The sequence below is a fragment of the Chelativorans xinjiangensis genome, assembly GCF_009812055.1.
In the GTDB taxonomy this organism is placed as follows: domain Bacteria; phylum Pseudomonadota; class Alphaproteobacteria; order Rhizobiales; family Rhizobiaceae; genus Chelativorans; species Chelativorans xinjiangense.
In genome coordinates this window covers 21,931-48,020 of the sequence record NZ_WQNH01000030.1, presented here as the reverse complement: position 1 = coordinate 48,020, position 26,090 = coordinate 21,931, and the positions used below count along the sequence as shown (strand labels likewise).

Sequence of the window (26,090 nt, the reverse complement as noted above, 5' to 3'; positions counted from 1 at the left end):
TCAGATCCCGTGGGTCTGTAGCCACAATTCCAAAAGGCCGACCTGCCATAGCGCAGAGCCGCGCAGGGGCGTGATGTGGTCGGCGGGCGCGGCGTAGAGCTTGTCCAGATACTCCTGCCGGAACAGCCCGCGCTCTCGCGCCGGCTGAGAGCTTAACGCATCGCGCACCATATCCAGATAGGGCCCGGCGACATATTTGAGCTGCGGCACTGGGAAATAGCCCTTCGTGCGGTCGATCACCTCGCTGGGGACCACCTGGCGGGCGACGTCCTTCAGGACGCCCTTGCCGCCGCCTTTCAGCTTTTCCTCCGGCGGAATGCGGGCGGCGAGTTCCACGAGCTCGTGATCGAGGAAGGGCACCCGCGCCTCCAGCCCCCAGGCCATGGTCATGTTGTCGACGCGCTTGACCGGGTCGTCGACCAGCATGACGGAGGAATCGAGGCGAAGGGCGGCATCTACCGGCGTATCGGCGCCCGGCCGCGTCAGGTGCCTTGCCACGAGGGCGCGGCTGACGTCTTCCTCCGTCGTCCATTCGGGCGACAGTTGCTCCCTCAGCCGCTCGTGCGAACGGTCGAAGAAGACCTTGGCGTAGTCGCTGACGACGTCGTTGGAGCTCATCAGCGGCGGGTACCAGTGATAGCCGCCGAACACCTCGTCCGCGCCCTGGCCGGACTGCACGACCTTGATGTGCTTCGAGACCTCCTTCGACAGGAGGTAGAAGCCGACATTGTCGTAGGAGACCATGGGCTCCGACATCGCCTGGAAGGTGCCGGGCAGCGCGTCCATGAGGTCGCTCGAGGGGACGAAGATCTTGTGGTGGTTGGTGCCGAAGCGCGCGGCGATCATGTCGGAATAGACGAACTCGTCGCCCTTCTCGCCATGAGCCTCCTCGAAGCCGACGGAGAAGGTCATCAGGCCGGTCTGACCGGCCTCGGCCAGGAGGCCGACGATGAGGCTGGAATCGACGCCGCCGGACAGAAGAACGCCCACCGGCACATCGGCCACCATGCGGCGCTTGACGGCGAGGCGAAGCGCCTCCAGCACGCGGTCGCGCCATTCTTCCCCGCTGAGCGTGGTCAGCGCGGGGTCGCGCTCGTATGGCGGGTCCCAGTAGACGCGGTCGCGCTTCGCCCCGTCGGCCTCGATGACGCGGATGGTGGCGGGCGGCAGTTTCTTGACGCCGTTGAGGATCGTGCGCGGGGGCGGCACGATGGCGTGAAAGGTCATGTAATGATGGAGGGCTACGCGGTCGACGGAGGTATCGACGTCGCCGCCGGCCACCAATGCCGGGAGGGATGAGGCGAAACGCAAGGTGCTCGGCGTCTCGGAGAGATAGAGCGGCTTGATGCCGAAACGGTCGCGCGCCATGACGATGCGGCCGGTGTCGCGCTCGTGCAGAACGAAGGCGAACATGCCGTGGAAGCGCTCGACGCATCCCTCGCCCCAGGCATGCCAGGCCTTGAGGATCACCTCGGTGTCGCCGGTGGAGAAGAAGCGGTAGCCCTTCTCCTCGAGCTCGGCGCGCAGTTCCGGATAATTGTAGATGCACCCGTTGAAGCAGATGGTGAGACCCAGCTCGGGGTCCTCCATGGGCTGCCGGGCCTTCTCCGAAAGATCGATGATCTTCAGCCGGCAATGGCCGAAGGCCGTATTGTCGTGCAGCACCACGCCGGTGCCGTCCGGCCCGCGCGGGGCAAGGCTTTCCATCATCTTCGAAAGGGCGACGGGCGACGGCCGGCTGCCGTCGAATCTCAGCTCTCCGCAAATTCCGCACATGAGAAGCGGGTGTTCCCTCGTTACTTGTTGCGCCAGACAGCATATTAGTTATAGTTCTGATGATTTGATGTCAAATGAATGGCGTCGCCTCATGAACCCATTTTCGCAGAACGCGCAGGCTGCCGGCCGGTTCCCGTCCGAGGAACTGCGCGTCGTCGAGAAATCCATCCGCCGCATCCTGCGGGCAAGCGACCTGCAGTCGAGGGCGCTCATCAAGGCGATCGGCCTGACGGCGCCGCAGCTCGTGATCCTGAAAGCCATCGCCGCGCTTGGCGAGGTGACGACGACGGTGCTTTCCGCTCACGCCGATTTGAGCCCGGCGACCGTCATCACCATCCTCGATAAGCTGGAGGAGCGGGCGATCATCGAGCGCTACCGCTCGTCGCTCGACCGGCGCATCGTGCATACGCGGCTGACAGAGAAGGGCATGGCTCTCGTCGCCAACGCGCCGGAGCCGCTCGGCGGCACTTTCGCCACGCGCTTCGCCGCCCTGGAAGCAGGCAGGCGGCGCGAGATCGTCGATGCCTTGCAGGCGGTGGCCGACATGATGAGCGCCGGGGACGGGAAGAGCGGGCAGGATGTCGCCAAGGCCGCCGACGCCGATTTGTGGGGATGAGGAGGCGCGGAGGAGCCATCCTGGAGCGAAGGCGGTTGCGGGATTGCCGTTTGGACGGTTTACGGTTGCACGCGGGGCACAGCAGCAGGAGAAGTCGCAAATGCATCTTTCCCGTTCTTCCTCGGTCGCCGTCCTGGCGTTCCTCGCCTTTGCCGCGACTTCATGTGCCGACGAGCTTCCGCCTGGTGTCGAGGCGGCCATCGACGGTTATGCCGAGGAGTGCACGGCGCTGGGCGGCACCATGGAGGAAGGCGCCGACCGGCCGCGCATCCTGACCGCGGATCTGGATGGCGACGACCGCGAGGACTATGTGCTCGATCCATCGCAGATGGCGTGCGACGGGGCGGCCACGGCCTTCTGCGGCAATGGCGGCTGCAACATCGACGTGGCCCTTTCCAGCCAGGACTACCAGAACCCGACGCAAATTCTGGGCGGCGTCCCGACATTCGAGCAGGACGGCACGGTGCTGGAGGTGCAGGTGGACAGCACGAACTGCGACACCACACCCGACAAGGGCATCTGCAGCGCCAGCTACATCTACCGCTCCGGGGAGCTTCAGGCGACCTATGAGCTTGAGGAGCCCGCGCGTTAGTGTGTGGTGCGCCGGCTTGGCTCGGCGCCCCTTCGCGCCCCCCTCTGTCCTGCCGGACATCTCCCCCACGAGGGGGGAGATCAGCCGTCGTGACGGCTTTCGTTAATCGCCCACGTTGCAGGAAAGGTGCCGAAGTAAGCGGCCGGCTAATCTCCCCCCGTGTGGGGACCCTTGTGGGGGAGATGTCCGGCAGGACAGAGGGGGGCGCGAAGGGGCGCCTGTCTCTCCAAACTTCCTGATTCCGTCCAAACAAATTGTTCAGCCCGCCGGCAGCATGGCCTCCAGCGTCTCGATGCGGTCGGCCTCGTGGGCGGGTTTGTCCCAGCGGAGCCGGGAGATGCGGGGGAAGCGCATGGCGATGCCGGATTTGTGGCGCGTCGAGCGGTTGAGGCCCTCGAAGGCGATTTCGAGCACCAGGCCGTGGCTTAAGTCGGCGCGTACGGCGCGCACCGGGCCGAAGCGCTCCACCGTGTTGTCGCGCACGTATTTGTCGATCTGGCGGAGTTCCTCGTCGGTGAAGCCGAAATAGGCCTTGCCGACGGGAACGAGCACCGGGTCCTCCGTCGGCCCGGACCAGACGCCGAAGGTGTAGTCGGAATAGAAGCTCGAGCGTTTGCCGTGGCCGCGCTGGGCGTACATCAGCAGCGCATCGACGGTGAAGGGATCGCGTTTCCATTTGAACCATGGGCCCTTCGGGCGGCCGGGCAGGTAGGGCGAATCCTTGCGCTTCAGCATGACGCCTTCGATGACGGGGTGTGGCGGGTTGCAGCGCTTGTCGTCGAGCTCCTGCCAGCTTGCGAAGGGGATTTCCGGCGACAGGTCGAAGCGGTCGTCGGGGAGTTCGGCCAGGAAGGCGGCGAGTTGCGGGCGGCGCTCCGCATAGGGCAGCGTGCGGGCGTCGCGCTGGCCCAGAAGCAGGAGGTCGTAGCAGCGCATGAAGACCGGATAGTCCGCCAGCATGGCGCGCGAGACCGTCTTGCGGTTGAGCCGCTGCTGCAGGTCGGAGAAGGTGCCGGTCTTTAAGCGCGGGTCGCCGACGAGCAGTTCGCCGTCGAGCGCTGCGTCGAAGTCCATTGCCTCGACGAGGTCCGGGAAGGCGCCGGAGATGTCGTCGCCGGTGCGCGAATAGAGGCGGCGGACGCCGCCTTCGGCCACCGCCTGAACGCGGATGCCGTCCCACTTCCACTCGGCGGCATAGGCTTCCGGGTCGAGGGCGGAGAAGTCGGCCTCCGCCGCCGGGTGTGCCAGCATGACGGGGCGGAAGGGCGCTTGTGCCGCATTCTCGGGCTTCGGGCCCTTACCATCGAGCCAGGCGAACAGGTCGGTGTATGGAGCCGTCAGGCCGTGCCACAACTCCTCGATCTCCTGCACTTCCACGCCGCCGAACTCGGCCAGAGCCTGCTTGGTGAGCCGTGCCGAGACGCCGACGCGCAGGCCCCCGGTGGCGAGCTTGATGGCGGCGAAGCGGCCGGAAGGGGAGAGCTGGTCGAGGAGCCTGGCCATCACCGCCGGTGCGTCTGAACGGCTGGCGTGGGAGAGGCGCTCGACGACTTCCGAAAGGGCGGGCGCTTCCGTCCCGCCGTCCGCGGGCCAGATGAGGGAGACGGTCTCGGCAAGGTCGCCCACATAGTCGTAGGAATAGGCGAAGAGCACCGGGTCCACGCGCTCGGTCGTCAGCGTGCGCAGCATGGCGGGCTTGACCGCCGGGAAGTCGAGGCCGCCGGTGAGGGCGGCAAGGCCGTAGCCGCGGTCGGGGTCCGGCACGGTGGCGAAATAATCCGTGAGAAGCAGCAGCTTGCCGTTGCGCGCGGGCGTCAGCACCAGCCGGTCGAGGAGTTCGGCGAAGCGTTCCACTATTCCGCCTCGTCCTCGTAGCCGGCGATGTGCAGGGGCTTTGCGGCGATGCCGTTCAGTTCGCACCAGCGCACCAGCGCCTCCTCGCGGCCGTGGGTCACCCACACCTCGGCCGCGCCCGTCTCGCGGATGGTGTCTGTGAGTTCGCCCCAGTCCGCATGGTCGGAGATGATGAGCGGCAGTTCGATGCCGCGCTGGCGCGCCCGCTGACGGATGCGCATCCAGCCGGAGGCGAAGCAGGAGAGCGGGTCGGCGAAGCGGCGCGACCAGCGGTCGTCGGTCGCCGCGGGCGGGGCGACGACGATGGCGCCCGCCGGCGGGGCGGCGCCATCCTCCTCGACGGTCGCCGGCTGCAGGGGGCCGAGGGATACGCCGACGCTCTCGTAGTAGGCGCAGAGTTTGACCAGCGCGCCGTGGATGAAGACGGTCTCGTTGTAGCCGGCCTTTCGCAGGAGGGCGATGACGCGCTGTGCCTTGCCCAGCGCGTAGGCGCCGACGATGTGGGTGCGCTCGGGGAAGCGGCGCACCGAGGTGAGGAGATGGCCGATCTCCTCTTCCGCGTTCGAGTGGATGAAGACCGGCAGGGCGAAGGTCGCCTCGGTGATGAAGACGTCGCAGGGGACCGGCTCGAAGGCGGCGCAGGTGGGATCAGTGCTGCGCTTGTAATCGCCGGAGGCGACGATGCGCGTGCCGCCGGCCTCTACGGCGATCTGTGCGGAGCCGAGGACGTGGCCGGCCGGGTGGAAGGTGACGCGCACGCCGTCGATGGCAACCGTCTCGCCGAGTGCGGCCTCCTGCGTGGTGCCGGCAAAATCTTCACCGTAGCGCAGGCCCATGATGTCGAGCGTCTCGCGCGTGGCCAGCACCGAGCCGTGGCCGGCGCGCGCGTGGTCGGCGTGGCCGTGGGTGACGAGGGCGCGGTCGACAGGGCGCACCGGGTCTATGAAGAAATCGCCTGGGGGGCAGTAGAGGCCCTCGGGGCGAGAGCGGAGGAGGTCGCGCGGTTGCATCATGGGGTGGAGATTAGGCGATTTGGCGGGGAGTGGAAGGTGTTGGGGGCAGTCTCCTGAAAGGAGCGCGGGGGTAGTGGTCTCTCCGGCTGCGCATCCCGATCTTGGCGGCGCGTCTGTTCTGCATTAGTTCTATCGACTTGGACCAGGAAACCGATCTCACCGCCGGCGCCCGTGCCGCCACCCTGCCCGCGCCGTTCCGGGAATGGTTTGCCGCGCGTGGGTGGACGCCGCGGCGGCATCAGCTCGATCTTTTGGCGCGCACGCGCGAGGGGCGCTCGGTGCTCTTGATCGCACCGACGGGGGCGGGGAAGACGCTGGCGGGCTTCCTGCCTTCGCTCGTCGATCTTGCGGAGCGGGCGCGGCCGAAGCCCGGAGCGCCGCGCCAGGGTATCCACACACTCTATATCTCGCCGCTCAAGGCGCTGGCCGTCGACATCCAGCGCAACCTGACGCAGCCGGTGAGCGAGATGGGGCTCGATATCCGGATGGAGACGCGCACCGGCGATACGCCGGCGCACAAGCGGCAGCGCCAGAAGCATGTGCCGCCGGATGTTCTCCTGACGACGCCGGAGCAGCTCGCGCTGCTGATCGCCTCAGCTGACGCGGGGCGCTTCTTTGCCGGCTTGAAATATGTGGTGCTGGACGAACTCCATTCGCTGGTCACGTCGAAGCGCGGGCATCTGCTTTCGCTGGGGCTGGCGCGGCTGCGCAAGCTCGCGCCAGGGATGGTCGGCATAGGGCTCTCGGCCACGGTGGCTGAGCCGGAGGCGCTGCGCCGCTGGCTGGTGGGCCAGACCCCGCCGGGGGCGATGGCCGACATCGTTACCGTCGCGGGCGGGGCCAAGCCCGAGATCACGATACTGGAAACGGATGAGCACGTGCCGTGGGCTGGCCATTCGGCGCGTTACGCCATTCCCGCCGTCTACGAGGCGATCAGGCGGCACAGGACGACGCTGCTCTTTGTCAATACGCGCAGCCAGGCGGAGCTTCTGTTCCGCGAATTGTGGCACATTAACGCGGACAACCTGCCGATCGCGCTGCATCACGGCTCGCTCGACGTCGCGCAGCGGCGGCGGGTGGAGAAGGCGATGGAGACGAACAGCCTGCGGGCGATCGTCGCCACCTCCACCCTCGACCTCGGCATCGACTGGGGCGATGTGGACCTGGTGGTGCATGTCGGCGCGCCCAAGGGGGCGAGCCGGCTTGCCCAGCGCATCGGCCGCTCCAACCACCGCATGGACGAGCCGAGCCGGGCGATCCTCGTGCCGGCGAACCGCTTCGAGGTGATGGAGTGCCGGGCCGCAATCGAGGCCAATTATCTGGGCGCGCAGGACACGCCGCCGCTGAGCGAAGGCGCGCTCGACGTCCTGGCGCAGCATGTGCTGGGAAGGGCCTGCGCCGAGCCGTTCGAGGAGGCGGAATTCTTTGACGAGGTACGGAGTGCGGCGCCGTATTCCGGCCTGGACGCGGCCACCTTCTCGCGCGTCGTCGAATTCGTCGCCACCGGCGGTTATGCGCTCAAGACCTATGAGCGCTATGCCCGCATCCGCCGCATGAAGGACGGGCGCTGGCGCATATCCCATCCGCGCATCGCGCAGCAGTACCGGCTCAATGTCGGCACCATCGTCGAGGCGCCGATGCTGAACGTGCGGCTGACGCGGCAGCGCGGCGGTGCCATGCGCGGCGGCATGGTGCTCGGCAAGGTGGAAGAGTATTTCCTCGAGACGCTGGCGCCGGGGGATACGTTCCTGTTCTCCGGGCGCACCTTGCGCTTCGAGGGCATCCGCGAGAACGAGTGTTTCGTGACCTCCGCCGCCGGGCAGGACGCCATGGTGCCGTCTTATGCCGGGGGCAAGTTTCCGCTCTCCACCTATCTTGCCGGCGAGGTGCGCGCCATGCTGGGCGATCCCGCGCGCTGGAAGGCGCTGCCCGAACAGGTGGCCGACTGGCTGCGCATCCAGAAGGAGAAATCGGTGCTGCCGCGCAGGCAGGACCTGCTTGTCGAGACCTTTCCGCGTGCCAGCCGCCACTACATGGTGGCCTATCCCTTCGAGGGCAGGCTGGCGCACCAGACGCTGGGCATGCTTTTGACGCGGCGGCTGGAGCGCGCCGGGGCGCGGCCGCTCGGCTTCGTGGCGACGGACTATTCATTGGCGATCTGGGGGCTGGAGGATATGGGCGGCATGATCCGCAAGGGCGCGCTGTCGCTGGCTCAGCTCTTCGACGAGGACATGCTGGGCGACGACCTGGAGGCCTGGCTGGCGGATAGCTGGCTCTTGAAGCGCACTTTCCGCAATTGCGCGGTCATCTCCGGCCTGGTGGAGAAGCGCCATCCCGGGCAGGAGAAGACGGGGCGCCAGGTGACGGTTTCCGCCGACCTTATTTATGACGTCTTGCGCGCCCATGAGCCCGATCACATCCTGCTTCAGGCAACATGGCGGGATGCGGCCACGGGTTTGCTCGACATAGCGCGCCTCGGCGAGATGCTGTCGCGCACCCGTGGCCGAATCATGCATAAAGACCTGGAACGGATTTCGCCGCTGGCCGTGCCCGTGATGCTGGAGATCGGCAAGGAGCCGGTGCCGGGCGGCGCCAGCGAATCGCTGCTTGGGGAAGCGGTAGACAGCCTGATCGAGGAGGCCATGGGCGGCGCATGAACGTTGTGGAGGGGATCGGAGGGGTGCTGCCGGCGGTCGAGATCGTAATCGCCGGCGAGGGTGCTGTCTGCGATCCCTCGGGAGCGCTTTACCTGCCTGCCGACCGCCTGCTCGTCGTCTCCGACCTGCATCTGGAGAAGGGGTCGTCCTACGCCCGGCGCGGCCGCATGCTGCCGCCCTACGATACGGCCGCAACGCTGAAGCGGCTGGCCGCCGTCATCGACCGGCATCGGCCGGCGGCCGTCGTCAGCCTCGGCGACAGTTTCCACGATGCAGATGGCGCCGGCCGCATGCCCGAGGCCTTCCGCGAGCGGCTGCTTCTCCTGATGGCGGGGCGCGAGTGGTACTGGATTTCCGGCAATCACGACCCCCTGCCCCCGGAAGGCCTGCCCGGCCATTGGGTGGAGGAGCTTGGCGTCGGCGGCCTTATCTTCCGCCATGAGCCGTCGCCGGGCGAGGCCGAGGGCGAGATCGCCGGCCATTTGCATCCCGGCGCCCGCATCGTGCGGCGCGGCCGCTCCGTGCGGCGGGCCTGCTTCGCCTGCGACGGCGCGCGCCTCGTCATGCCCGCCTTCGGCAGCCTGACGGGCAGCTTGAACGTGCTCGACCGTGCCTTTGCCGGGCTGTTCCGCCGTGAGGCGCTGACGGCCTATATGCTGGGGGCCGAGCGGGTCTATCCCATTGCCGGCGCCATGCTGCGGCCTACCTAGACCAGTTCATCGTTTCATGGAATCGATGAACTGGTCTAACTCCTTGTTTGTCGCAATTCCGGACGGAAAACCGGTTCCCACTTTTCCTGGGATTGCTCCAGGCTATTCTTTCCTGAACACCAACCGCCCGAGCCAGCCGGTGACAATCGCCACGAAAACAGCGGCGAGGCCGTAGAGAAAGCTTTCCTCGTGCGCGTATTCGAATATGCGCTGCTCCAGCCCGGCTTTGCGGATCGTCAGCGCGGCCGACGTCTCCTCGACGAAGACACCGTTGCGGAACAGGAAGGCGCGCGCCCGGTGGGTGCCGACGGGCACGTTGGGCGCCAGGCGCAGCGTGGCGCGGAACAGCGTTCGCGATAGGAACTGCACCCCGCCCGCATACTCCACGTAGAGCCCCCTCGCCTCCTTGCGGGCGCGCAGCGCGGCGGTGAACTCCGCAAGGGTGCTCGCGTTCTCTTCAGGGTCGAGGGGCTGCAGATGAACGTTCTCCGTGCGCAGCGCCAATCGCCGGTAGTTGGCGGACGTGGTGATGTCCTGCGGCTGCCGGGTCATGGCGACCGAATAGGAGGCCGGCACATCGCGGAAGACCACCGACTGGGTGTTGATCCACATGCCAAGCACCCGCGTCTTCTTGCGCACCACAACCGTGCGCGGCGGCCCTTCCAGCACCACGACAACGTCGTAGCGGCCCTGCCGGCTGATGAGCGGGTCCACGCTCTCCAGAGCGCCGAAGATGGTGAGATTGGCGCCGGCGAAATCGGCTGTGATGGAGACGCGGTCGGTCGAGAGGCCGATCTGGATGCCTTCGTCTACCGGCTCCTGGGCATGCGCCTTGCCGGCGAGGGCAGTGACGAGGAGAAGCAGGAGGGCGCGCGGGAGGAGCATCGGTCAGACCGCCCCTGTCGCCAGCGAATACAAGCTTGCCGGGCGCACGAACAGATCGAAGGCCAGCCGCAGCGCGACGGCCAGCACCAGAACCGCCAGCAGGGCGCGCAACTGCTCGCCGCGCAGCTTCTGGCCGACCCGCGCGCCATACTGGGCGCCGGCCACTCCGCCCACCATGAGCAGGAAGGCGAGGACGACGTCCACCGTCTGGTTGGCCGTCGAGTGCACCACCGTGGTGAAGGCGGCGACGAAGATGATCTGGAACAGGGACGTGCCGATGACGACGTTGGTGGGCACCTTGAGCAGGTAGATGAGCGCCGGCACCATGATGAAGCCGCCGCCCACGCCCATGATCGAGGCGAGGAAGCCGATGATGGCGCCAAGGCCCAGCACCGGAATGACGCTGACAAAGATCTTCGAGGCGCGGAAGCGCATCTTGAGCGGCAGGCGGTGGATCCAGTTGTGCTGGCCGGGGCGGCGGAGCGTGGCAGCCTGGCCGCCCTTGGCGCGGCGGATGGCGCGCACGCTTTCGACCAGCATCAGGCCGCCTACGGCACCGAGAAAGGCCACGTAAAGCAGCGAGACGATGAGGTCGAGCTGCCCAAGGCTGCGCAGGTAGGCGAAGACATAGATGCCGATGGACGACCCGACGACGCCGCCGGTGAGAAGCACTCCGCCGAGCTTCATGTCGAGGGTGCCGCGCTTGAAATGGGCGAGCGCGCCGGAAAAGGAGGAGGCGATCACCTGATTGGCGCCGGTTGCCACGGCGATGGCCGGCGGGATGTTGTAGAAGATCAGGAGCGGCGTGACGAGGAAGCCGCCGCCGACGCCGAACATGCCGGAAAGGAAGCCGACCGCGCCCCCCATGGCGAGCAGGACCACCATGTTGACGGACATTTCCGCGATCGGGAGATAGATGCCCACCCGCGACACCTGGGATTGTTATGCACAAAGTGCGCAACGGGTCTGTTGCGCACGCTCAATGGTTGCCCTCGTTCTTGCGCCCACAATGCGGCGAAGTCAAACACGCGGGAGCGGAAAACTTTGAAAACTTGCAGGAAAATGGCCCGGCGGCGCATTCATGCCGTGGCCGCACCGTTCACTGCGCCTCTTCGTTGCGCGCCAGCAGCGCGCGCACCAGCGCATCGTCGACGGCGCCTGTCACTGCCAGGCCGTTCTCCTTCTGGAAGGCCTTGATCGCAGCCCGCGTCTTGTCGCCCATGACGCCGTCCGCCGGGCCGGCGTCGAAACCGTTCTTGTTGAGGATGACCTGGATGTTGCCGATGGCCTTCCTCATGTCGACACTTTTCGCATCGACGCTGCCGGTGGCAGCCCCGTCCGTGCGCCACTCCTGGGGGATGTCGACGGTGTTGGTCTCGGGGTCGGCTTGCCGGGCCTTCCAGAGCTTTGCCTTGCCCTGGGCCTTGACGAGGTCGGCCGGCGCCATCGCCTTGGCGATCTCGTCGCGCTTGGCGGCGGCATCCTCGTCGCCCGTCCTGGCGACGATGTCGAACCACTTGTAGGCTTCGCTCAGGTCGCGCTCTACGCCTATGCCCTTGGCGGCCAGGATGCCGAGGTTGAACTGGCTGTCGACGACGCCGAGATCGGCAGCTTCCTGGAACCAGCGCGCGGCCGACTGGTTGTCCGTCGCGCCGTCGGCGCCCATGGCGTAGAGGACGCCCAGATTGTGCATGGCGTTGGCGTTGCCCTGTTCGGCGGCGCGCTCGTACCACGTCTTCGCCTTGGCGATGTCGCGCTCGACGCCGGTGCCTTTTTCATAGAGGTTGCCGATGCGGTATTGCGCCGGGGCGAGGCCCAGTTCGGCGGCCTCCTCATACCAGCGGGCGGCCTCCGCCATGTCGGCCTTCACATCCACTCCGTCCGCATAGCGGTTACCGATTTCAAAGAGTGCGGCGGCGTTGCCTTCCGCCGCCGCCTGGCGCAACGACGCCGGCTCGATCTCCTCAGGCACTTTCGGCAGATCGCGCGCGGCCGGCTCGGCAGCCGCCTCGTTGGAGGCGGCTTCCCGCAGCGGCGCGGCCATCGGCAGGCTCGACGGGAGAACGGCATCGAGGCTTGCCGTCCGCGTCTCGCTCTCCGCGACCGGCGTGAGATCGTGCGGGGAGGCAACGGCAGCCGTTGCAATCCCTTCGTCTTCGCCCGCCTCATCGCGCGCGTCGATCACACGCACCGGTGCGGCCGGCTGCTCTGCCGCTTCAGGCTCGGTCGGCTCCGGCTTCACCACGGCCTCCTGGGGCTCGTCGGCCGGTTCGATCGCCTGCGCCAGGCGCACCGGTTCGCCATCCTGCCAGAGCGTCGTCCTGGCGTATTGCAGGCCGCCGGCGAGCACGATGGCCGTGCCGACGACGAGAAGCAGCTGCTTCTTGTGGCGGCCGAGAACTTTGCCGATACCGAGCTTGCCGCCCTTGCCGGCGGTTTCGGCGCGGCTGTCTTTCAGGATTTCCGCCTCAGCGGCCGCGGCCTGGGCGGCGCGACGTGCGGCGGCGATGAAATCTGCCTTCGCCGCATCCGCCGAGGCGGCGTCGCGGGTCCCGTGCTGGTCGCGCACGCGGCGCATGATGGAGTTGAGGTCGGGCGCTCCGGAGCCGGGTTCCAACGGCTCGTTGATCCGCTCCTCGTCGAGGGAGGGCTCGAGCGCGCCCTCCTCGGGATCGTCGTCAAGGACGGGTTCCTCGCGAGTGTTCTCTTCAGCGCGACCGCGCTTGCCGGCGATGGCACGCGAAAGTCCGCCCAGCATCGAGCGCTTCTGCTGTCCCCTTGGAGCGTCCGTCTCCTCGTCGAACAGTGCGGCCTCGGCGGCCGCCGCGGCGGCTTCGGCCGGCGTGCGCCCCGGCTCGGGATAGCGCGGCGCGGCCGCGTCCTCATGGCCTTCCGCTGGGTCGATGGACGGCGCGCGGGCGACGGCAACCTTGCTCGCCTCGATCGAGCCCAGGCGCTCGACGATCTTGAGCAGCGTGTCGTGGATCGCTTCGAAGGTCTTGGTGTTGCGCTCGTCGGACCTGCGCGTCAGCGCTTCCAGCGTCTTCAGGTCTTCCGTCAGACGGTCGTCCAGCGGCTCGGCGCGAGCGGTAGCCAGTGTCTGGACCGCCTGCCCGGCTGCCTGGCGCGCGGCATCGATCATGGCGGCGCGGCTTTCGCCGATCGACTGCTCGATCTTCTCCAGCCGCGGCGCCAGGTCCTCGAATTCGGGAACCTCGCGGCCGGGGCGCTCGAGGTGGGCCGAGAGGCTCGCCACCTGCGCCTCCAGATTGCGGATCACTTCGAGGTCCACACCCACGCCGGCGGAGGCGGAATTCTGCAGCCGGCCGGAGAGATCCTCCAGCCGCGTCTCCAGCGCGCGCAGGGCAGCGCCGTCGCCAGATTCCTCGCGCGCCTCGTCGATGCGGGCGGCGAGATCCGCGAAGCGGCTATCCATGGCCGCCATGAGGCCAGCGTCGTCCGAGCGGTAAACCGTGTCGAGCTTCTCCGAAATCCGGCTGATGGTGCCGGCCAGCCGCTCTACCGTCTGTTCCGGCACGTCGATGCGCCGGGCGACCTCGTCGATGCGATCGGAGAGCGCGTTGAGCCGCTCGGCAACGATGCCGTCCGGGCGGTCTTCGGCCAGCTCGTTGATCTGGTTCGCCAGGGAGGAGATGCGGGCCTCGATGCGCTCCAGCAGCCTTTCGTCGAAGCTCGACGAGTGGGCGAGCGCGGCCGACGCCGTGATGGCGCGCGAGATCTCGTCGAGGCGTTCCTCGATCATGGCGTAAAGGTCGTGCTGGCCGCTGGCGGGCTGCCCGGCGAACTGGTCGAGGGAGCCTGCCAGGGTGCGCAGACACTCCTCCAGCGTGCGCAACGAGAGCGACGCGGGCAGGCCCTCGACCGCCGCCCCGATTTCCTCCAGCCGCGCACCGAGCCTCTCGACGGCCGGGTCGGAGCCTGACGAGAGCCGGCTTTCGATGGTGTCCCAGCGCTTGCCGAGGGACCGTACGGTCTCCTCCCGCGCTAGGTTGTCGAGCGAAGCTTTGACCTCTTCCAGCTCCAGCCGCAGCATCTTCGTGCTCTTGTCGTCGCTGCGCTCGGCCAGAAGGGCAGTCGCCCTGGAAAGTCGCTCGAACTCCGCGTTCAGCTCGGCGGTCATGGGCGATTGCGGCGCGGCGGCCATGATGCCCGCCAGTTCCTCGCGAAGGGCGTTGAACTCGCGCCGCAGGCCGGTGCCGACCGTGGCGCGCATGTCTTCACGCAGCGCCTTCAACTCCTCCGCTATGCCTCCGATGGAGGCGAGCTGGTCTTCCTGACGGCGGGAACTTTCGATCTGGCGCGCGATGCGCTGCAACTCGTCACGGCCTTCGCTTGCGCCATGGGTGCGAGGGTCTACGGGATGGGGCTCGGCGGCAACTTCCGAAAGGCGCTGCATGCGCTGCGTGATGTCGCTTTCATTTTCGGGCCCGCGCTGGCGGGTCTCGGGATTCTGCCCCAGGCGTCTTTCCAGTTGGTCGAGGGTACGGCTGATGTCCTCAAGGGTGGTATCGGACCTGCGCTGCCGCCCCGCATTCAGGTTGTCCAGGTAGGACCGCTTGGTGTTCATCGAAACGCCCGCCTCTTCGCGGCTGATCGGCTCGCCGCACGTGGAACACGATATCGCGGGGATTTCAGTGGACCGCCGTGCCCGGTGGCGATGGCAGGTTCCGCAGAGAGCATCCCCCTCGGTCGGAACCCAAGATCTGTGCGAAGCAGAGCATGATGGCGTTCCGATGCCAGAACATTCACCAATCGTGGTAAACAAGCGGTTAATCTTTGTTACCGAAATATCGATCGCGCAGTGGCGGATGGCCATTGTTTGACGTTTACGCACACGTCAAACTTTGATATGAGGCCCTTCGGTGCCGGCTGGCGGACGTCGCCGCCGGTGTTGAGATGCGTGCTGGAGGAACCTCATGCCAACCTACCGGGCTCCCGTGCAGGACACGGTCTTCGTTATTCGCGACGTTCTTGGCTACCAACGCCACGACAACCTGCCGGGCTTTGCCGATGCCTCGCCCGACGTGCTGGAGGCGATCCTCAGCGAGGGCGCGAAGCTCGCCGAGAACGTCATGCAGCCCTTGAACCGGGTCGGCGACATCGAAGGCTGCGTCCGCCATGAGGACGGCACGGTGACGACGCCGAAAGGCTTTGCCGAGGCGTACCGCCAATATTGCGAGGGCGGCTGGATGGGGCTTTCGGTCCCGGCCGAATATGGCGGGCAGGGACTGCCCTATCTGGTGCATTCGGCCGTCGGCGAATATCTCGTCTCCGCCAACATGGCGCTGATGATGTATCCCGGCCTCACCCAGGGGGCGATTGCCGCCATCCTCGCCCACGGCACGGATGAGCAGAAGCAAAAGTGGCTGCCGAAGATGGTCGAGGGCGCGTGGACCGGCACCATGAACCTGACCGAGCCGCATTGCGGCACGGACCTCGGGCTTCTGCGCACCAAGGCCGTGCCCAACGGCGACGGCAGCTACAAGATCTCCGGCCAGAAGATATTCATCTCCGCCGGCGAGCACGACATGGCGGAGAACATCGTCCACCTGGTGCTCGCCCGCATCGAGGGCGCGCCGGAGGGGGTGAAGGGCATCTCGCTCTTCATCGTGCCCAAGCGGAAGGTGGACGGTGCCGGCAGCAACAGCGAGGAAAACGGCGTTTCCTGCGGCTCCATCGAGGAGAAGATGGGCATCCACGGCAACGCCACCTGTGTCATGAACTACGACGAGGCGGAGGGCCATCTGCTGGGGGCGGAGAACGGCGGGCTCAAAGCCATGTTCACGATGATGAACGAGGCGCGGCTGGGCGTCGGCATGCAGGGCCACGCCGTCGGCGAGGCGGCCTACCAGAACGCAGCAAGCTATGCTCGCGAGCGCCTGCAGGGCCGCTCCCTCTCCGGCGCCAAGGCGACGGACAAAAAGGCCGACCCGATCATCGTCCACCCCGACATCCGGCGCGGCCTGATGACCATGCGCGCCTTCAACGAAGCGGGCCGCGCGCTCATTCTGTGGACGGCGCTCCAGTCGGACATCGCTCACAGGAGCGAAGACGAGAAGGAGCGCCAGGAGGCGGAAGATCACCTGGCGCTGATGACGCCGGTCATCAAGGGCGTCCTGACCGACAAGGGTTTCGAACACGCGGTAGCCGCGCAGCAGGTCTTCGGCGGCCACGGCTATATCGAAGAGCACGGCATGAGCCAGTTCGTGCGCGACGCCCGCATCGCCATGATCTACGAGGGCGCCAACGGCATCCAGGCGCTCGACCTCGTCGGCCGCAAGCTGGCGCAAAACGGCGGCCGCGCCGTGCAGACCTTTTTCAAGACGGTCGGCGAGTTCTGCGAGGAGAACCGCGCCGACGAGAAGATGGCGCCCTACACGAAGGCGCTGAAGAAAGGGCTGAACGACCTGCAGGCGGCCACCATGTGGCTGATGCAGAACGCGACGCAGAAGCCGGAGAACGCGGGCGCCGCCTCTTATGACTACATGCACCTTCTCGGCCTGGTCGCGCTCGGCTACATGTGGGGGCGCATGGTGAAGGTGGCGCAGGACGGCCTTGCCGCGGGCGCAGACGGCAGTGCTGACTTCCTGGAACAGAAGCTGGTCGTCGGGCGCTATTTCATGGAACGGGTCATGCCGGAGACGGCCGCCCACCTCGCCCGCATCTCATCGGGCGCCGACACGATGATGGCGCTGCCGGCGGAGGCGTTTTGAGTTGGCTTTGCGGCGGCTTTCCTGTTCTCTTGGGTTCCATGCCGAAGTAGCGGTGTAGGAGGAGGAGGAACGACATGGCGACCGATCCCGCATCCGTGCTTGGAACCGCAAAGCCCGCCTGGGCGGGCGAGGACGTCGCCATGCTCTACGATATGGCGCGGCGGTTTCTCGCCGAGGAGATCGAGCCGCGCTACGAGGAATTCGAGAAGGCCGAGAGCTTCGACCGCGAGAGCTGGCGGAAGGCCGGCGAACACGGCCTCCTCTGCGCCTCCGTGCCGGAGGAATATGGCGGCGCGGGCGGCACCTATGCCCACGAGAGCGCCATCATCGAGGCGATCAGCCATGTCGGCGTCGACGGCTTCGGCATTGCCCTGCACAACTCCATCGTCGCCCCCTACATCCTCCACTACGGCTCCGAGGAGCAAAAGAGGCGGTGGCTGCCGAGGATGGCGACGGGCGAACTGATCGGCGCCATCGCCATGACCGAGCCGGGCGCCGGCTCCGACCTGCAGGGCGTGAAGACGCGCGCCGAGAAGGACGGCAACCACTACCGCCTCAACGGCTCCAAGACCTTCATCACCAACGGCCAGCTCGCCAATCTCATCGTCGTGGTGACGAAGACCGACCCGGAGAAAGGCGCCAAGGGCACCTCGCTCATCGTCGTCGAGACGGACGAGGTGGAAGGCTTCGAGCGCGGGCGCAATCTCGACAAGATCGGGCTCAAGTCCAACGACACGTCGGAATTGTTCTTCAACGACGTGCGGGTGCCGACGGCGAACCTTCTTGGCTCCGAGGAGGGGCAGGGTTTCGTGCAGCTCATGCAGCAGCTTCCGCAGGAGCGGCTGCAGATCGGCGCGACCGCCGTTGCCATGGCCGAGCGCGCGCTGGCGCTCACCATCGACTATGTGAAGGAGCGCAATGCGTTCGGCCAGAAGGTCATCGATTTCCAGAACACCCAGTTCAAGCTGGCCGAACTGAAGACCGAGGCAACGATCGGCCGTGTCTTCTACAACGACTGCGCGGCGAGGCACATCGACGGCGGGCTCGACCCCGTCACCGCCTCGATGGCGAAGTACTGGCTCTCGGACCTGCAAGGCAAGGTGGTGGATGAGTGCCTGCAGCTCTTCGGCGGCTATGGCTACATGAACGAATATCCGATCGCCCGCATGTACCGCGACGCCCGCGTGCAGCGCATCTACGGGGGCACCAACGAGATCATGAAGCTGCTGATCGCACGCAGCCTTTGAGGTTACCGAAGGAGACAGAAATGGCTGACGCATATGTCTACGATGCCGTGCGCACGCCGCGCGGACGCGGCAAGAAGGATGGCTCGCTGCACGAGGTGCCTGCCGTGCGGCTGGCGGCGAAGACGCTCGAAGCCGTGCGCGACAGGAACGGCGTCGACACCAGCCAGGTGGACGACATCATCTTCGGCTGCGTCGATCCGGTCGGCGAGGCCGGCTCCGTCATCCCGCGCGCTGCCGCCTTCGAGGCGGGTTACGACACGCAGGCGCCGGGCATGCAGATCTCGCGCTTCTGCGCCTCCGGTCTCGACGCCATCAATCTGGGCGCGGCGAAGATCGCCGGCGGCTCGGACGAGATCGTGATCGCCGGCGGCGTGGAATCCATGTCGCGTGTCGGCATGGGCATGTCGGGCGGCGCCTGGTTCATGGACCCTTCGGTGGGCCTGCCGTCCTACTTCATGCCGCAGGGTGTGTCTGCCGACCTCATTGCCACCAAATACGGCTTTACCCGCGACGATGTGGACGCCTATGCGGTGGAAAGCCAGAAGCGGGCGAAGAAGGCCTGGGACAAGGGCTATTTCAAGAACTCGGTCATCCCCATCAAGGACCAGAACGGCCTCACCATCCTCGACCATGACGAGCACATGCGCCCCACGACGGACATGCAGTCGCTGGCCTCGCTCAACCCGTCCTTCGTGATGCCGGGCGAGATGGGCGGCTTCGACGCGGTGGCCGTGCAGCGCTATCCGGAGATCGAAGGCGTCAGCCACGTGCATCACGCGGGCAATTCTTCCGGTATCGTCGACGGGGCGGCGGCGGTGCTTCTGGGATCGAAGAAAGCCGGCAAAACGCTGGCGCTGAAGCCGCGCGCGAAGATCCATAGCTTCACCAATATCGGCTCGGAACCCGCCATCATGCTGACGGGGCCGGTGGATGTGACGGAGAAGCTTCTGAAGAAGGCGAAGATGGAGCTTTCCGACATCGACCTGTTCGAGCTCAACGAGGCCTTCGCCTCGGTCGTTTTGCGCTACATGCAGGCCTTCGACATCGACCATGACAAGCTCAACGTGAACGGCGGCGCCATCGCCATGGGCCATCCGCTGGGTGCGACCGGGGCGATGATCTTCGGCACGGTGCTGGATGAATTGGAGCGGCGGGACCTCAACACCGCGCTCGTCACGCTGTGCATCGGCGCCGGCATGGGCACGGCAACCATCATCGAACGGGTCTGAACGGCGGCGGGAGAAGAATGATGACCGACTACAAGAACTTCACGTTTCAGACCGACGCCGACGGCATTGCGCTCGTCACCTGGAACATGCCGGACCGCTCGATGAACGTCTTCACCGAACAGGTGATGGACGAATTGGAGGCGATCGTCGACCGGGTGGCCGGCGAAGGGGCGATCAAGGGGGCGGTGATCACCTCCGGCAAGGAGACCTTCTCCGGCGGCGCCGACCTCACCATGCTGCAGAAGATGCTGGGGCTGTTCGAAAAGGAGAAGGCGAAGGACCGCGAGAAGGCGGTGAAGCTGCTGTTCGACGGTGCTGGCCGCATGAGCTGGCTGTGGCGGAAGCTAGAGACCAGCGGCAAGCCCTGGGTCTCGGCCATCAACGGCACCTGCATGGGCGGGGCGTTCGAATTGTCGCTCGCCTGCCACGGGCGCGTGGCGGCAGATTCGGACAAGGTGAAGATGGCCTTGCCCGAAGTGAAGGTCGGCATCTTTCCCGGTGCCGGTGGCACCCAGCGCGTGCCGCGGCTGGCGAACCCGCAGGAAGCCCTGCAGATGCTGACGACCGGCCAGACGCTCAGCCCGAAGAAGGCGAAGGCGATGGGCCTGGTGGACGAAGTCGTGGCGCCGCGGAAGCTCGTGGAAGCGGCGAAGAAGATGATCAAGGACGGGCTGAAGCCGGTCCAGCCGTGGGACGAGAAGGGCTTCAAGCTGCCGGGCGGGCCGGTCTATTCGGCCGCCGGCGCCAATCTCTGGCCGCCGGCCATCGCCATCCTGCGCCGCGAGACCTACGGCAACTATCCGGCCGCAACGGCCATCCTGAAATGCGTCTACGAAGGGCTGCTGGTGCCCTTCGACACCGCGCTCACCATCGAGCAGCGCTATTTCACAGAGATCATGCAAAGCCGCGAGGCGGCGGCGATGATCCGCTCGCTCTTCGTCTCGCTGCAGGAGCTCAACAAGGGCGCACGGCGGCCCAGGGATGTGCCTGCCAGGAAATTGCGGAAGGTCGGCGTTCTGGGCGCCGGCTTCATGGGCGCGGGCATCGCCTATGTGACGGCGAAGGCGGGCATCCCGGTGGTGCTGATCGACCGCGACCAGGAATCCGCCGACCGGGGCAAGGCGCATTCGGCGGGTCTGATGGACAAGCTCATTAAAAAGGGCCGCGCGACAGAGGCGGAGAAGGAGAAGCTGCTTTCGCTGATCACCGCCACGCCGGACTATGGCGCGCTCAACGGCGCCAATCTGGTGATCGAGGCCGTGTTCGAGGATTCGGCCATCAAGAAGGAGGCGACCGAGAAGGCGGAAGCCGTGCTGAAATCCTCCGCCGTCTTCGCCTCCAATACCTCGACCATCCCCATCACTTCTCTCGCGAAGAATTCGAAACGGCCGAGGAGCTTCATCGGCATTCACTTCTTCTCGCCCGTCGACCGCATGATGCTGGTGGAGATCATCATGGGCAAGAAGACCGGCGACAAGGCGCTGGCCGTCGCCATGGACTATGTGCGGGCCATCAGGAAGACGCCGATCGTCGTCAACGACACGCGCGGCTTCTACGTCAACCGCTGCGTGCTGCGCTATATGCAGGAAGCCTATTCCATGCTGATCGAGGGTGTGCCGGCGCCGATGATCGAGAACGCGGCGAAGATGGCCGGCATGCCGGTCGGCCCCTTGGCGCTCACCGACGAGACGGCCATCGACCTGGCGCAGAAGATCATGAAGCAGACGATCCGCGACCTCGGCGAAAAGGCCGTCGACCCGCGCCACATGGCGCTGATCGACGCGATGGTCGACAAGCATGGGCGCCACGGCCGCAAGAACGGCAAGGGCTTTTACGACTACCCGGAGAAGCCGGCTAAGAAGCATCTATGGCCGGGGCTGAAGGACCTCTATCCCCAGCAGGCGCCGGAGAAGATCGACGTCGAGGAATTGAAGTCCCGCCTCCTTGCCACCATCGCGCTCGAAGCTGCCCGTGTCATGGAAGAGGGCATCGTGACCGACCCGCGCGAGGCCGATGTCGGCTCCATCCTCGCCTTCGGCTTCGCGCCGTATACGGGCGGCACGCTGTCCTATATCGACGGCATGGGGGCGGACGCGTTCGTCGATCTCGCCAGGAGCCTGCAGAAAAAGTACGGCAAGCAGTTCAAGCCGCCGAGGCTTCTTCTGGAGATGGCGGAGAAGGGCCAGACCTTCTACACCCGCTTTGCGCCCGAGGGCGCAGGCGAGATGAGGAAGGCCGCCTGATCCGCTCATGTATGTCTGGATGCGGCTTCTGAAGGTCGCGGCGACCTACAAGCGCCGCGGCCGCGTAACGGTGGGCGAGGAGAGCCGGCTGGCGTTCCGCTGCCTGCCGAGCGATCTCGACATGAACTTCCACCTCAACAACGCCCGCTACATGATGCTGGCGGATATGGGGCGCATCGACATCTTCCTGCGCGGCGGCCTCGTGGCGGCGGCGAGGGAACGCGGTTGGGGGCCGCTTCTGGGCGGGCTGCAGGTGGCGTATGTGCGCGAAATCCGCCTGTGGCAGCGCTTCGAGCTCGTCTCCAGCATCGAGACCTGGGAGGACACGCAGATCATCGGCCGCCACCGCTTCCTCTTGCAGGACGGCCGCACGGCGGCGATCATCCTCACCACCGGCGGCATCTACGACTTCAAGGGCCGCCGTTTCGTGGGGGCCGGCGAGGTCATGGCCGCGATCGGCAACGACGCGCCGCCGCGCCCGCCCAGCGAGGCGGAGCGGACCTTCATGGCCTCGCATCGGGGGTTGAGGACGTTGGCGAAGAACGGTCGCTGAAGATCGCGCGTATCCTGCATTCCTCACGCGATGTTGATCCGTCGGCGCTGTTCAAAGCGTGAGCGCACGAATAGGACAGGTTTCGGAGGCTTCCATGTCCAAGACCATCGACTATTACATGACGGCGCTGTCGCCGTTCTCCTATCTCGGGCACAAGGCCCTGTGCGCGGTGGCAGAAAAGCATGACGTATCGCTCAGGGTGAAGCCGGTCAGCCTGATGGGCCTTTTCGAGAATTCGGGCGCCGTGCCGCCGGCGAAGCGCCCGGCTGTGCGCCAGCGCTACCGTTTCCTGGAGCTGCAGCGCGTTGCCGATTTCCGCGGCATGCCGCTCAACCCGAAGCCGAGATACTGGCCGGTGGACCCCGCTTTGGCGGACCACACGATCATCGCCCTGGTGGAGACCGGCCACGATCCGCTGGGCTACATGGCACAGGTTTTCGCCGCACTGTGGGTGCATGAGGAGGACATCTCCGACCGCGGGGTGCTCGCCGCCTATCTTCGCTCGGAAGGGTTCGATTCGGAGACCATCCTGCCGGCGGCCGATAGGCCGGAGATGGCCGCCATCCGCGCCCGCAACACGGAAGAGGCCATCGCCGCCGATGCCGTGGGCGTGCCTGCCTATGTGCTGAGCGGCGAGGTCTTCTGGGGGCAGGACCGGATCGAGTATCTGGACCATGCGTTGGCAAGCGGGCGGCCGGCATTTTCCGCGGCTCCGTTTATGGACAAGTAGTCCCTGGGAGATTAGAAAGGCCAGGCAGGTATTTTTTCCTGTTTCGGCTTTCTCGGGAGGAATATAGCGTGCTTTCGCACGAAAAGGTGTGGTCGGCCATTGACGCGCTTGCAGCGCGTTACGCGCTGTCCGCATCCGGGCTTGCCCGCAAGGCAGGGCTCGACTCCACCGCCTTCAACCGTTCCAAGCGCTATTCCGCCGACGGCCGGCCGCGCTGGCCCTCGACAGAATCGCTGGCCAAGGTGATGGACGCCACCGGCGCTTCACTCGACGAGTTCATGGCGCTGGTTGAAGGCGACGGCACGCCGGCGCGCGCCACCGTGCCGCTGATCGGCTTCGCCCAGGCCGGCGCCGGCGGTTTCTTCACCGACGCGGGCTTTCCCGTCGGCGAGGGCTGGGAGCATGTCGACCTGCCCGGCAAGGTGAGCGAGGGTGCCTATGCGCTGGAGGTGCAAGGCGATTCCATGCTGCCGCTCTACCGCGACGGCGACGTTCTCGTGGTCGAGCCGACAGCCCGCGTGCGCCACGGCGATCGGGTGGTCGTCAAGACCCTCGAGGGCGAGGTGATGGCCAAGGTTCTGCAGCGCCAGACGGCGCGCCAGATCGAGCTCCTGTCGCTCAATCCCGATCACCCCAACCGCGTGCTGCCGAGGCGCGATGTGGAGTGGGTTGCCCGGATCGTCTGGGCTAGCCAGTAAGGGCGGGTGAACGGCATCCCGCCATCGTGGTTCGACAAGCTCAGGAGAGGGCTGGCGCTTGCGTCGGCCCTTCAACGTAGGGCTATCGCATGGAGTCTTTAGTTCGGCTTCGCCGAACCCCCACCCTCAATCCCTCCCCTCAAGGGGGAGGGAGGCTTTCGTGCCTGGCATCAAGGTTAGAGCCAATCGCGCGACGCTGACGTCCCCCTCCCCCTTGAGGGGAGGGGTTAGGGGTGGGGGGCCGGTGAAGCCAGCATTCCACCTCGTTTCGACGCTTGGCAGCAAACGCTGGTCCGCTGTCCCTATCAGCCGGCCAGCTCGCCAGTCAGCGCCTTGTCGATCAGCGCGCGGGTTTCCGCGATGCCGTAGAGTGCGGCGAAGGAGCCGAAGCGGGGGCCGCGCTCCTGGCCGAGAAGCACCTGGTAGAGCATCTGGAAGAAGGCGACGGAGACGCCGGGGCCGCCGGTGGGGCTCTTCCGCGTGTGGTCCTGGTAGCGCTCGATGCCGCGCGCCACGTCGAGCGCCGCGTTCTGAATGTCCTCGCCGCTGGCGTCCGCCGGCAGGATGGAAAGCTTCTCGCCAAGCTCGGCGAGAGCTTGCCGCTCCACCTCGTCCGGCGCGCGAAACTTCTTTGCCGGCTTCACGAAGTCGTCGAAGTAGCGGATGGCATAGTCCGTCAGCCGGTCGAGCGCGGGGTGCGTGTCGGCGGTCACACCCGGCGCATAGCGCGAGATGAAGCCCCAGAGCACCTCCTTCTCGTGCGCGTTCGAAGCGCTGACGAGATTGAGCAGCAGCGCGAAGGGCACCGGCAGGTCGATATCCGGCGGGTTGCCGTCGTGAATGTGCCAGACGGGATTGCCGAGCCGGTTCCGCCAGTCCTGCGACCGGTAGGCGGAGAGGAACGAATAGTATTCTTCCACCGCCTTCGGGATGACGTCGAAATAGAGCTTCTTCGCCGTCTTCGGCTTCTGGAACATGTAGAGCGACAGGCTCTCCGTCGGCGCGTAGGCGAGCCACTCGTCGATGGTCAGGCCGTTGCCCTTGGACTTCGAGATCTTCTGGCCCTTCTCGTCCAGGAAAAGCTCGTAGTTGAAACCCTCGGGCGGGGGCGCGTCGAGCGCGCTGCAGATGCGCGCGGCCAGCTTGACGCTGTCGATCAGGTCCTTGCCCGACATCTCGTAGTCGACGCCAAGCGCGGCCCAGCGCATCGCCCAGTCCGGCTTCCATTGCAGCTTGGCTTCACCGCCGGTCACCGGGGTCTCGAAGCGCTCGCCCGTCTCGGGATCGCGCCAGACGATGGTGCCGGCATCGAGCTTGCGTTCCTCGATGGGCACCTGCATCACCACGCCGGTCCCAGGGTGGATGGGCAGGAAAGGCGAATAGGTCTGCGCCCGCTCCTCACGCAGCGATGGCAGCATGATGGCCATCACCTCGTCGTAGCGTTCCAGGAGCTTGAGAAGCGTCGCGTCGAAACGGCCGGAGGTGTAGTAGTCGGTGGAGGAGGCGAATTCGTAGTCGAAGCCGAACTGGTCGAGAAAGGCCCTCAGCCGCGCATTGTTGGCGGCGCCGAAGGAGGGATACTCGTTGGAGAACGGGTCGGGCACGCGCGTCAGCGGCTTGCCGAGGTGAGCACGCAGCATTTCCCGGTTGGGCACGTTGTCCGGCACCTTGCGCAGGCCGTCCATGTCGTCTGAGAAGCACAGGATCTTGGTCTTCACCCGGTCCTCGGTGAGGACGCGAAAGGCGTGGCGCACCATGGAGGTGCGCGCCACCTCGCCGAAGGTGCCGATATGCGGCAGGCCTGACGGCCCGTAGCCGGTCTCGAACAGCACGGTTTCGGGGAAGTCGCGTCCCTCGTAGCGTTTGACGATCCGCCGCGCCTCCTCGAAGGGCCAGGCCTTGCTCTCGGCCGCGGCCTCGCGCACCTCAGGCGTGAGTTCGAGCGCGTTTCGCGTGATGGTCGTCATCTTTGTTGTCCAGTGGTAGGGCTATATCCGCCGCTGGTCTAAGGCTGGCCTCGCGGTGCGTCAATCGCGACACCGATTTTTCGTTGCGATGGCGGGCGACGCTGCATAGGCTCGGAACCTTGGAGAAGGAAAGGGACGCCGAATGAGCCTGCAGCCGTCAGCCCATGAAGCGCTGATCTATCTGATGGTCGTCATGTCGGCGGCCGATCGCGACATGACCGATGCCGAGCTTGGCAGCATCGGCAGCGTCATCCATCGGTTGCCCGTCTTCAAGGGCTTCGACGAGAACCGCATCATCGAGGTCGCCCGCCAGTGCCAGCAGATCCTGCAGGAGGACAACGGGCTGGAGCGGATTCTCACCGCCGTGCGCGACGTCGTGCCGACCAGGCTGCACGACACGGCCTACGCACTGGCCGTGGAAGTGGCCGCGGCCGACGTGCACGTGGAGCCGGAGGAAAAGCGCATGCTACAGATCGTGCGCGGCCGCCTTCACATCGAACCGCTGGTGGCCGCGGCGATCGAACGCGCCGCGCGCGCCCGCCACCGGCCCCTCGTCTGACAGGCCTGCTCAAGCGCATGTGACTGG

Annotated in this window: 20 protein-coding genes; 13 read left to right on the top strand and 7 right to left on the bottom strand. The window is 66.3% G+C overall.

Annotated features, from left to right (window positions below; translation table 11 throughout):
* Positions 1-1,776: an N-acetylglutaminylglutamine amidotransferase gene (locus GM910_RS17490; protein WP_159589532.1), complete on the bottom strand. Its 1,776-nt coding sequence runs from the start codon at positions 1,774-1,776 to the stop codon at positions 1-3.
* A 91-nt stretch (positions 1,777-1,867) separates the two neighbouring features.
* On the opposite strand from GM910_RS17490, the gene GM910_RS17485 reads away from it, so the two are divergent.
* Complete coding sequence (locus GM910_RS17485; protein WP_159589530.1) at positions 1,868-2,392, top strand: MarR family winged helix-turn-helix transcriptional regulator; 525 nt, start codon at positions 1,868-1,870, stop codon at positions 2,390-2,392.
* A 100-nt stretch (positions 2,393-2,492) separates the two neighbouring features.
* A complete protein-coding gene (locus GM910_RS17480; RefSeq protein WP_159589528.1) occupies positions 2,493-2,984 on the top strand; it encodes a hypothetical protein in 492 nt (163 codons plus the stop codon).
* Between the two features lie 258 nt (positions 2,985-3,242).
* Here GM910_RS17480 and GM910_RS17475 read toward each other — a convergent pair whose 3' ends face one another.
* Positions 3,243-4,838 (bottom strand): cisplatin damage response ATP-dependent DNA ligase, encoded by a 1,596-nt coding sequence (locus tag GM910_RS17475; protein WP_159589526.1) that lies wholly within the window; start codon positions 4,836-4,838, stop codon positions 3,243-3,245.
* On the bottom strand, positions 4,838-5,848 hold the full coding sequence (locus tag GM910_RS17470; protein WP_159589555.1) for a ligase-associated DNA damage response exonuclease: 1,011 nt from the start codon (positions 5,846-5,848) through the stop codon (positions 4,838-4,840). The genes GM910_RS17475 and GM910_RS17470 overlap by 1 nt, the downstream gene beginning before the upstream one ends.
* Positions 5,849-5,988: 140 nt before the next feature.
* Here GM910_RS17470 and GM910_RS17465 point away from each other — a divergent pair, with 140 nt between their 5' ends.
* Complete coding sequence (locus GM910_RS17465) at positions 5,989-8,508, top strand: ligase-associated DNA damage response DEXH box helicase (RefSeq protein WP_159589524.1); 2,520 nt, start codon at positions 5,989-5,991, stop codon at positions 8,506-8,508.
* Entirely contained in the window at positions 8,505-9,218 is a 714-nt protein-coding gene (gene pdeM, locus GM910_RS17460; protein WP_159589522.1) for a ligase-associated DNA damage response endonuclease PdeM, read from the top strand. Before GM910_RS17465 ends, pdeM begins: the two co-directional genes overlap by 4 nt.
* Positions 9,219-9,320: 102 nt before the next feature.
* Here the strand turns inward: pdeM and GM910_RS17455 are convergent, their stop codons facing one another.
* From GM910_RS17455 to GM910_RS17445, 3 genes are all read right to left on the bottom strand, one after another.
* Entirely contained in the window at positions 9,321-10,103 is a 783-nt protein-coding gene (locus tag GM910_RS17455) for a TIGR02186 family protein (RefSeq protein WP_159589520.1), read from the bottom strand.
* 3 nt (positions 10,104-10,106) lie between these two features.
* Positions 10,107-11,027: a sulfite exporter TauE/SafE family protein gene (locus tag GM910_RS17450; RefSeq protein WP_159589518.1), complete on the bottom strand. Its 921-nt coding sequence runs from the start codon at positions 11,025-11,027 to the stop codon at positions 10,107-10,109.
* Positions 11,028-11,202: 175 nt separating this feature from the next.
* A complete protein-coding gene (locus GM910_RS17445) occupies positions 11,203-14,691 on the bottom strand; it encodes a peptidoglycan-binding protein (RefSeq protein WP_159589516.1) in 3,489 nt (1,162 codons plus the stop codon).
* Between GM910_RS17445 and GM910_RS17440 the strand changes: the two genes are divergently transcribed.
* From GM910_RS17440 to GM910_RS17405, 8 genes are all read left to right on the top strand, one after another.
* Positions 14,684-14,947, top strand: a complete 264-nt coding sequence (locus GM910_RS17440) for a hypothetical protein (RefSeq protein WP_159589514.1) — start codon at positions 14,684-14,686, stop codon at positions 14,945-14,947. The genes GM910_RS17445 and GM910_RS17440 overlap by 8 nt on opposite strands.
* Positions 14,948-15,040: 93 nt before the next feature.
* Positions 15,041-16,837, top strand: coding sequence for an acyl-CoA dehydrogenase (locus GM910_RS17435; RefSeq protein WP_159589512.1), 1,797 nt, complete (start codon positions 15,041-15,043; stop codon positions 16,835-16,837).
* A 74-nt stretch (positions 16,838-16,911) separates the two neighbouring features.
* Positions 16,912-18,084 (top strand): acyl-CoA dehydrogenase family protein, encoded by a 1,173-nt coding sequence (locus GM910_RS17430; protein ID WP_159589510.1) that lies wholly within the window; start codon positions 16,912-16,914, stop codon positions 18,082-18,084.
* 20 nt (positions 18,085-18,104) lie between these two features.
* Entirely contained in the window at positions 18,105-19,313 is a 1,209-nt protein-coding gene (locus GM910_RS17425) for an acetyl-CoA C-acetyltransferase (RefSeq protein WP_159589508.1), read from the top strand.
* A gap of 20 nt (positions 19,314-19,333) precedes the next feature.
* Positions 19,334-21,556, top strand: coding sequence for a 3-hydroxyacyl-CoA dehydrogenase NAD-binding domain-containing protein (locus tag GM910_RS17420; protein WP_159589506.1), 2,223 nt, complete (start codon positions 19,334-19,336; stop codon positions 21,554-21,556).
* A 7-nt stretch (positions 21,557-21,563) separates the two neighbouring features.
* Positions 21,564-22,109: a thioesterase family protein gene (locus tag GM910_RS17415; RefSeq protein WP_159589504.1), complete on the top strand. Its 546-nt coding sequence runs from the start codon at positions 21,564-21,566 to the stop codon at positions 22,107-22,109.
* Between the two features lie 94 nt (positions 22,110-22,203).
* Positions 22,204-22,839, top strand: coding sequence for a 2-hydroxychromene-2-carboxylate isomerase (locus tag GM910_RS17410; protein ID WP_159589502.1), 636 nt, complete (start codon positions 22,204-22,206; stop codon positions 22,837-22,839).
* Between the two features lie 68 nt (positions 22,840-22,907).
* Entirely contained in the window at positions 22,908-23,537 is a 630-nt protein-coding gene (locus GM910_RS17405; protein ID WP_159589500.1) for a S24 family peptidase, read from the top strand.
* Positions 23,538-23,842: 305 nt separating this feature from the next.
* Here the strand turns inward: GM910_RS17405 and GM910_RS17400 are convergent, their stop codons facing one another.
* A complete protein-coding gene (locus tag GM910_RS17400; RefSeq protein WP_159589498.1) occupies positions 23,843-25,504 on the bottom strand; it encodes a lysine--tRNA ligase in 1,662 nt (553 codons plus the stop codon).
* A gap of 142 nt (positions 25,505-25,646) precedes the next feature.
* Between GM910_RS17400 and GM910_RS17395 the strand changes: the two genes are divergently transcribed.
* Positions 25,647-26,063 carry a tellurite resistance TerB family protein gene (locus GM910_RS17395; RefSeq protein ID WP_159589496.1) on the top strand — a complete coding sequence of 139 codons (417 nt, stop codon included), beginning with the start codon at positions 25,647-25,649 and terminating at the stop codon, positions 26,061-26,063.
* Positions 26,064-26,090 lie beyond the last annotated feature (27 nt).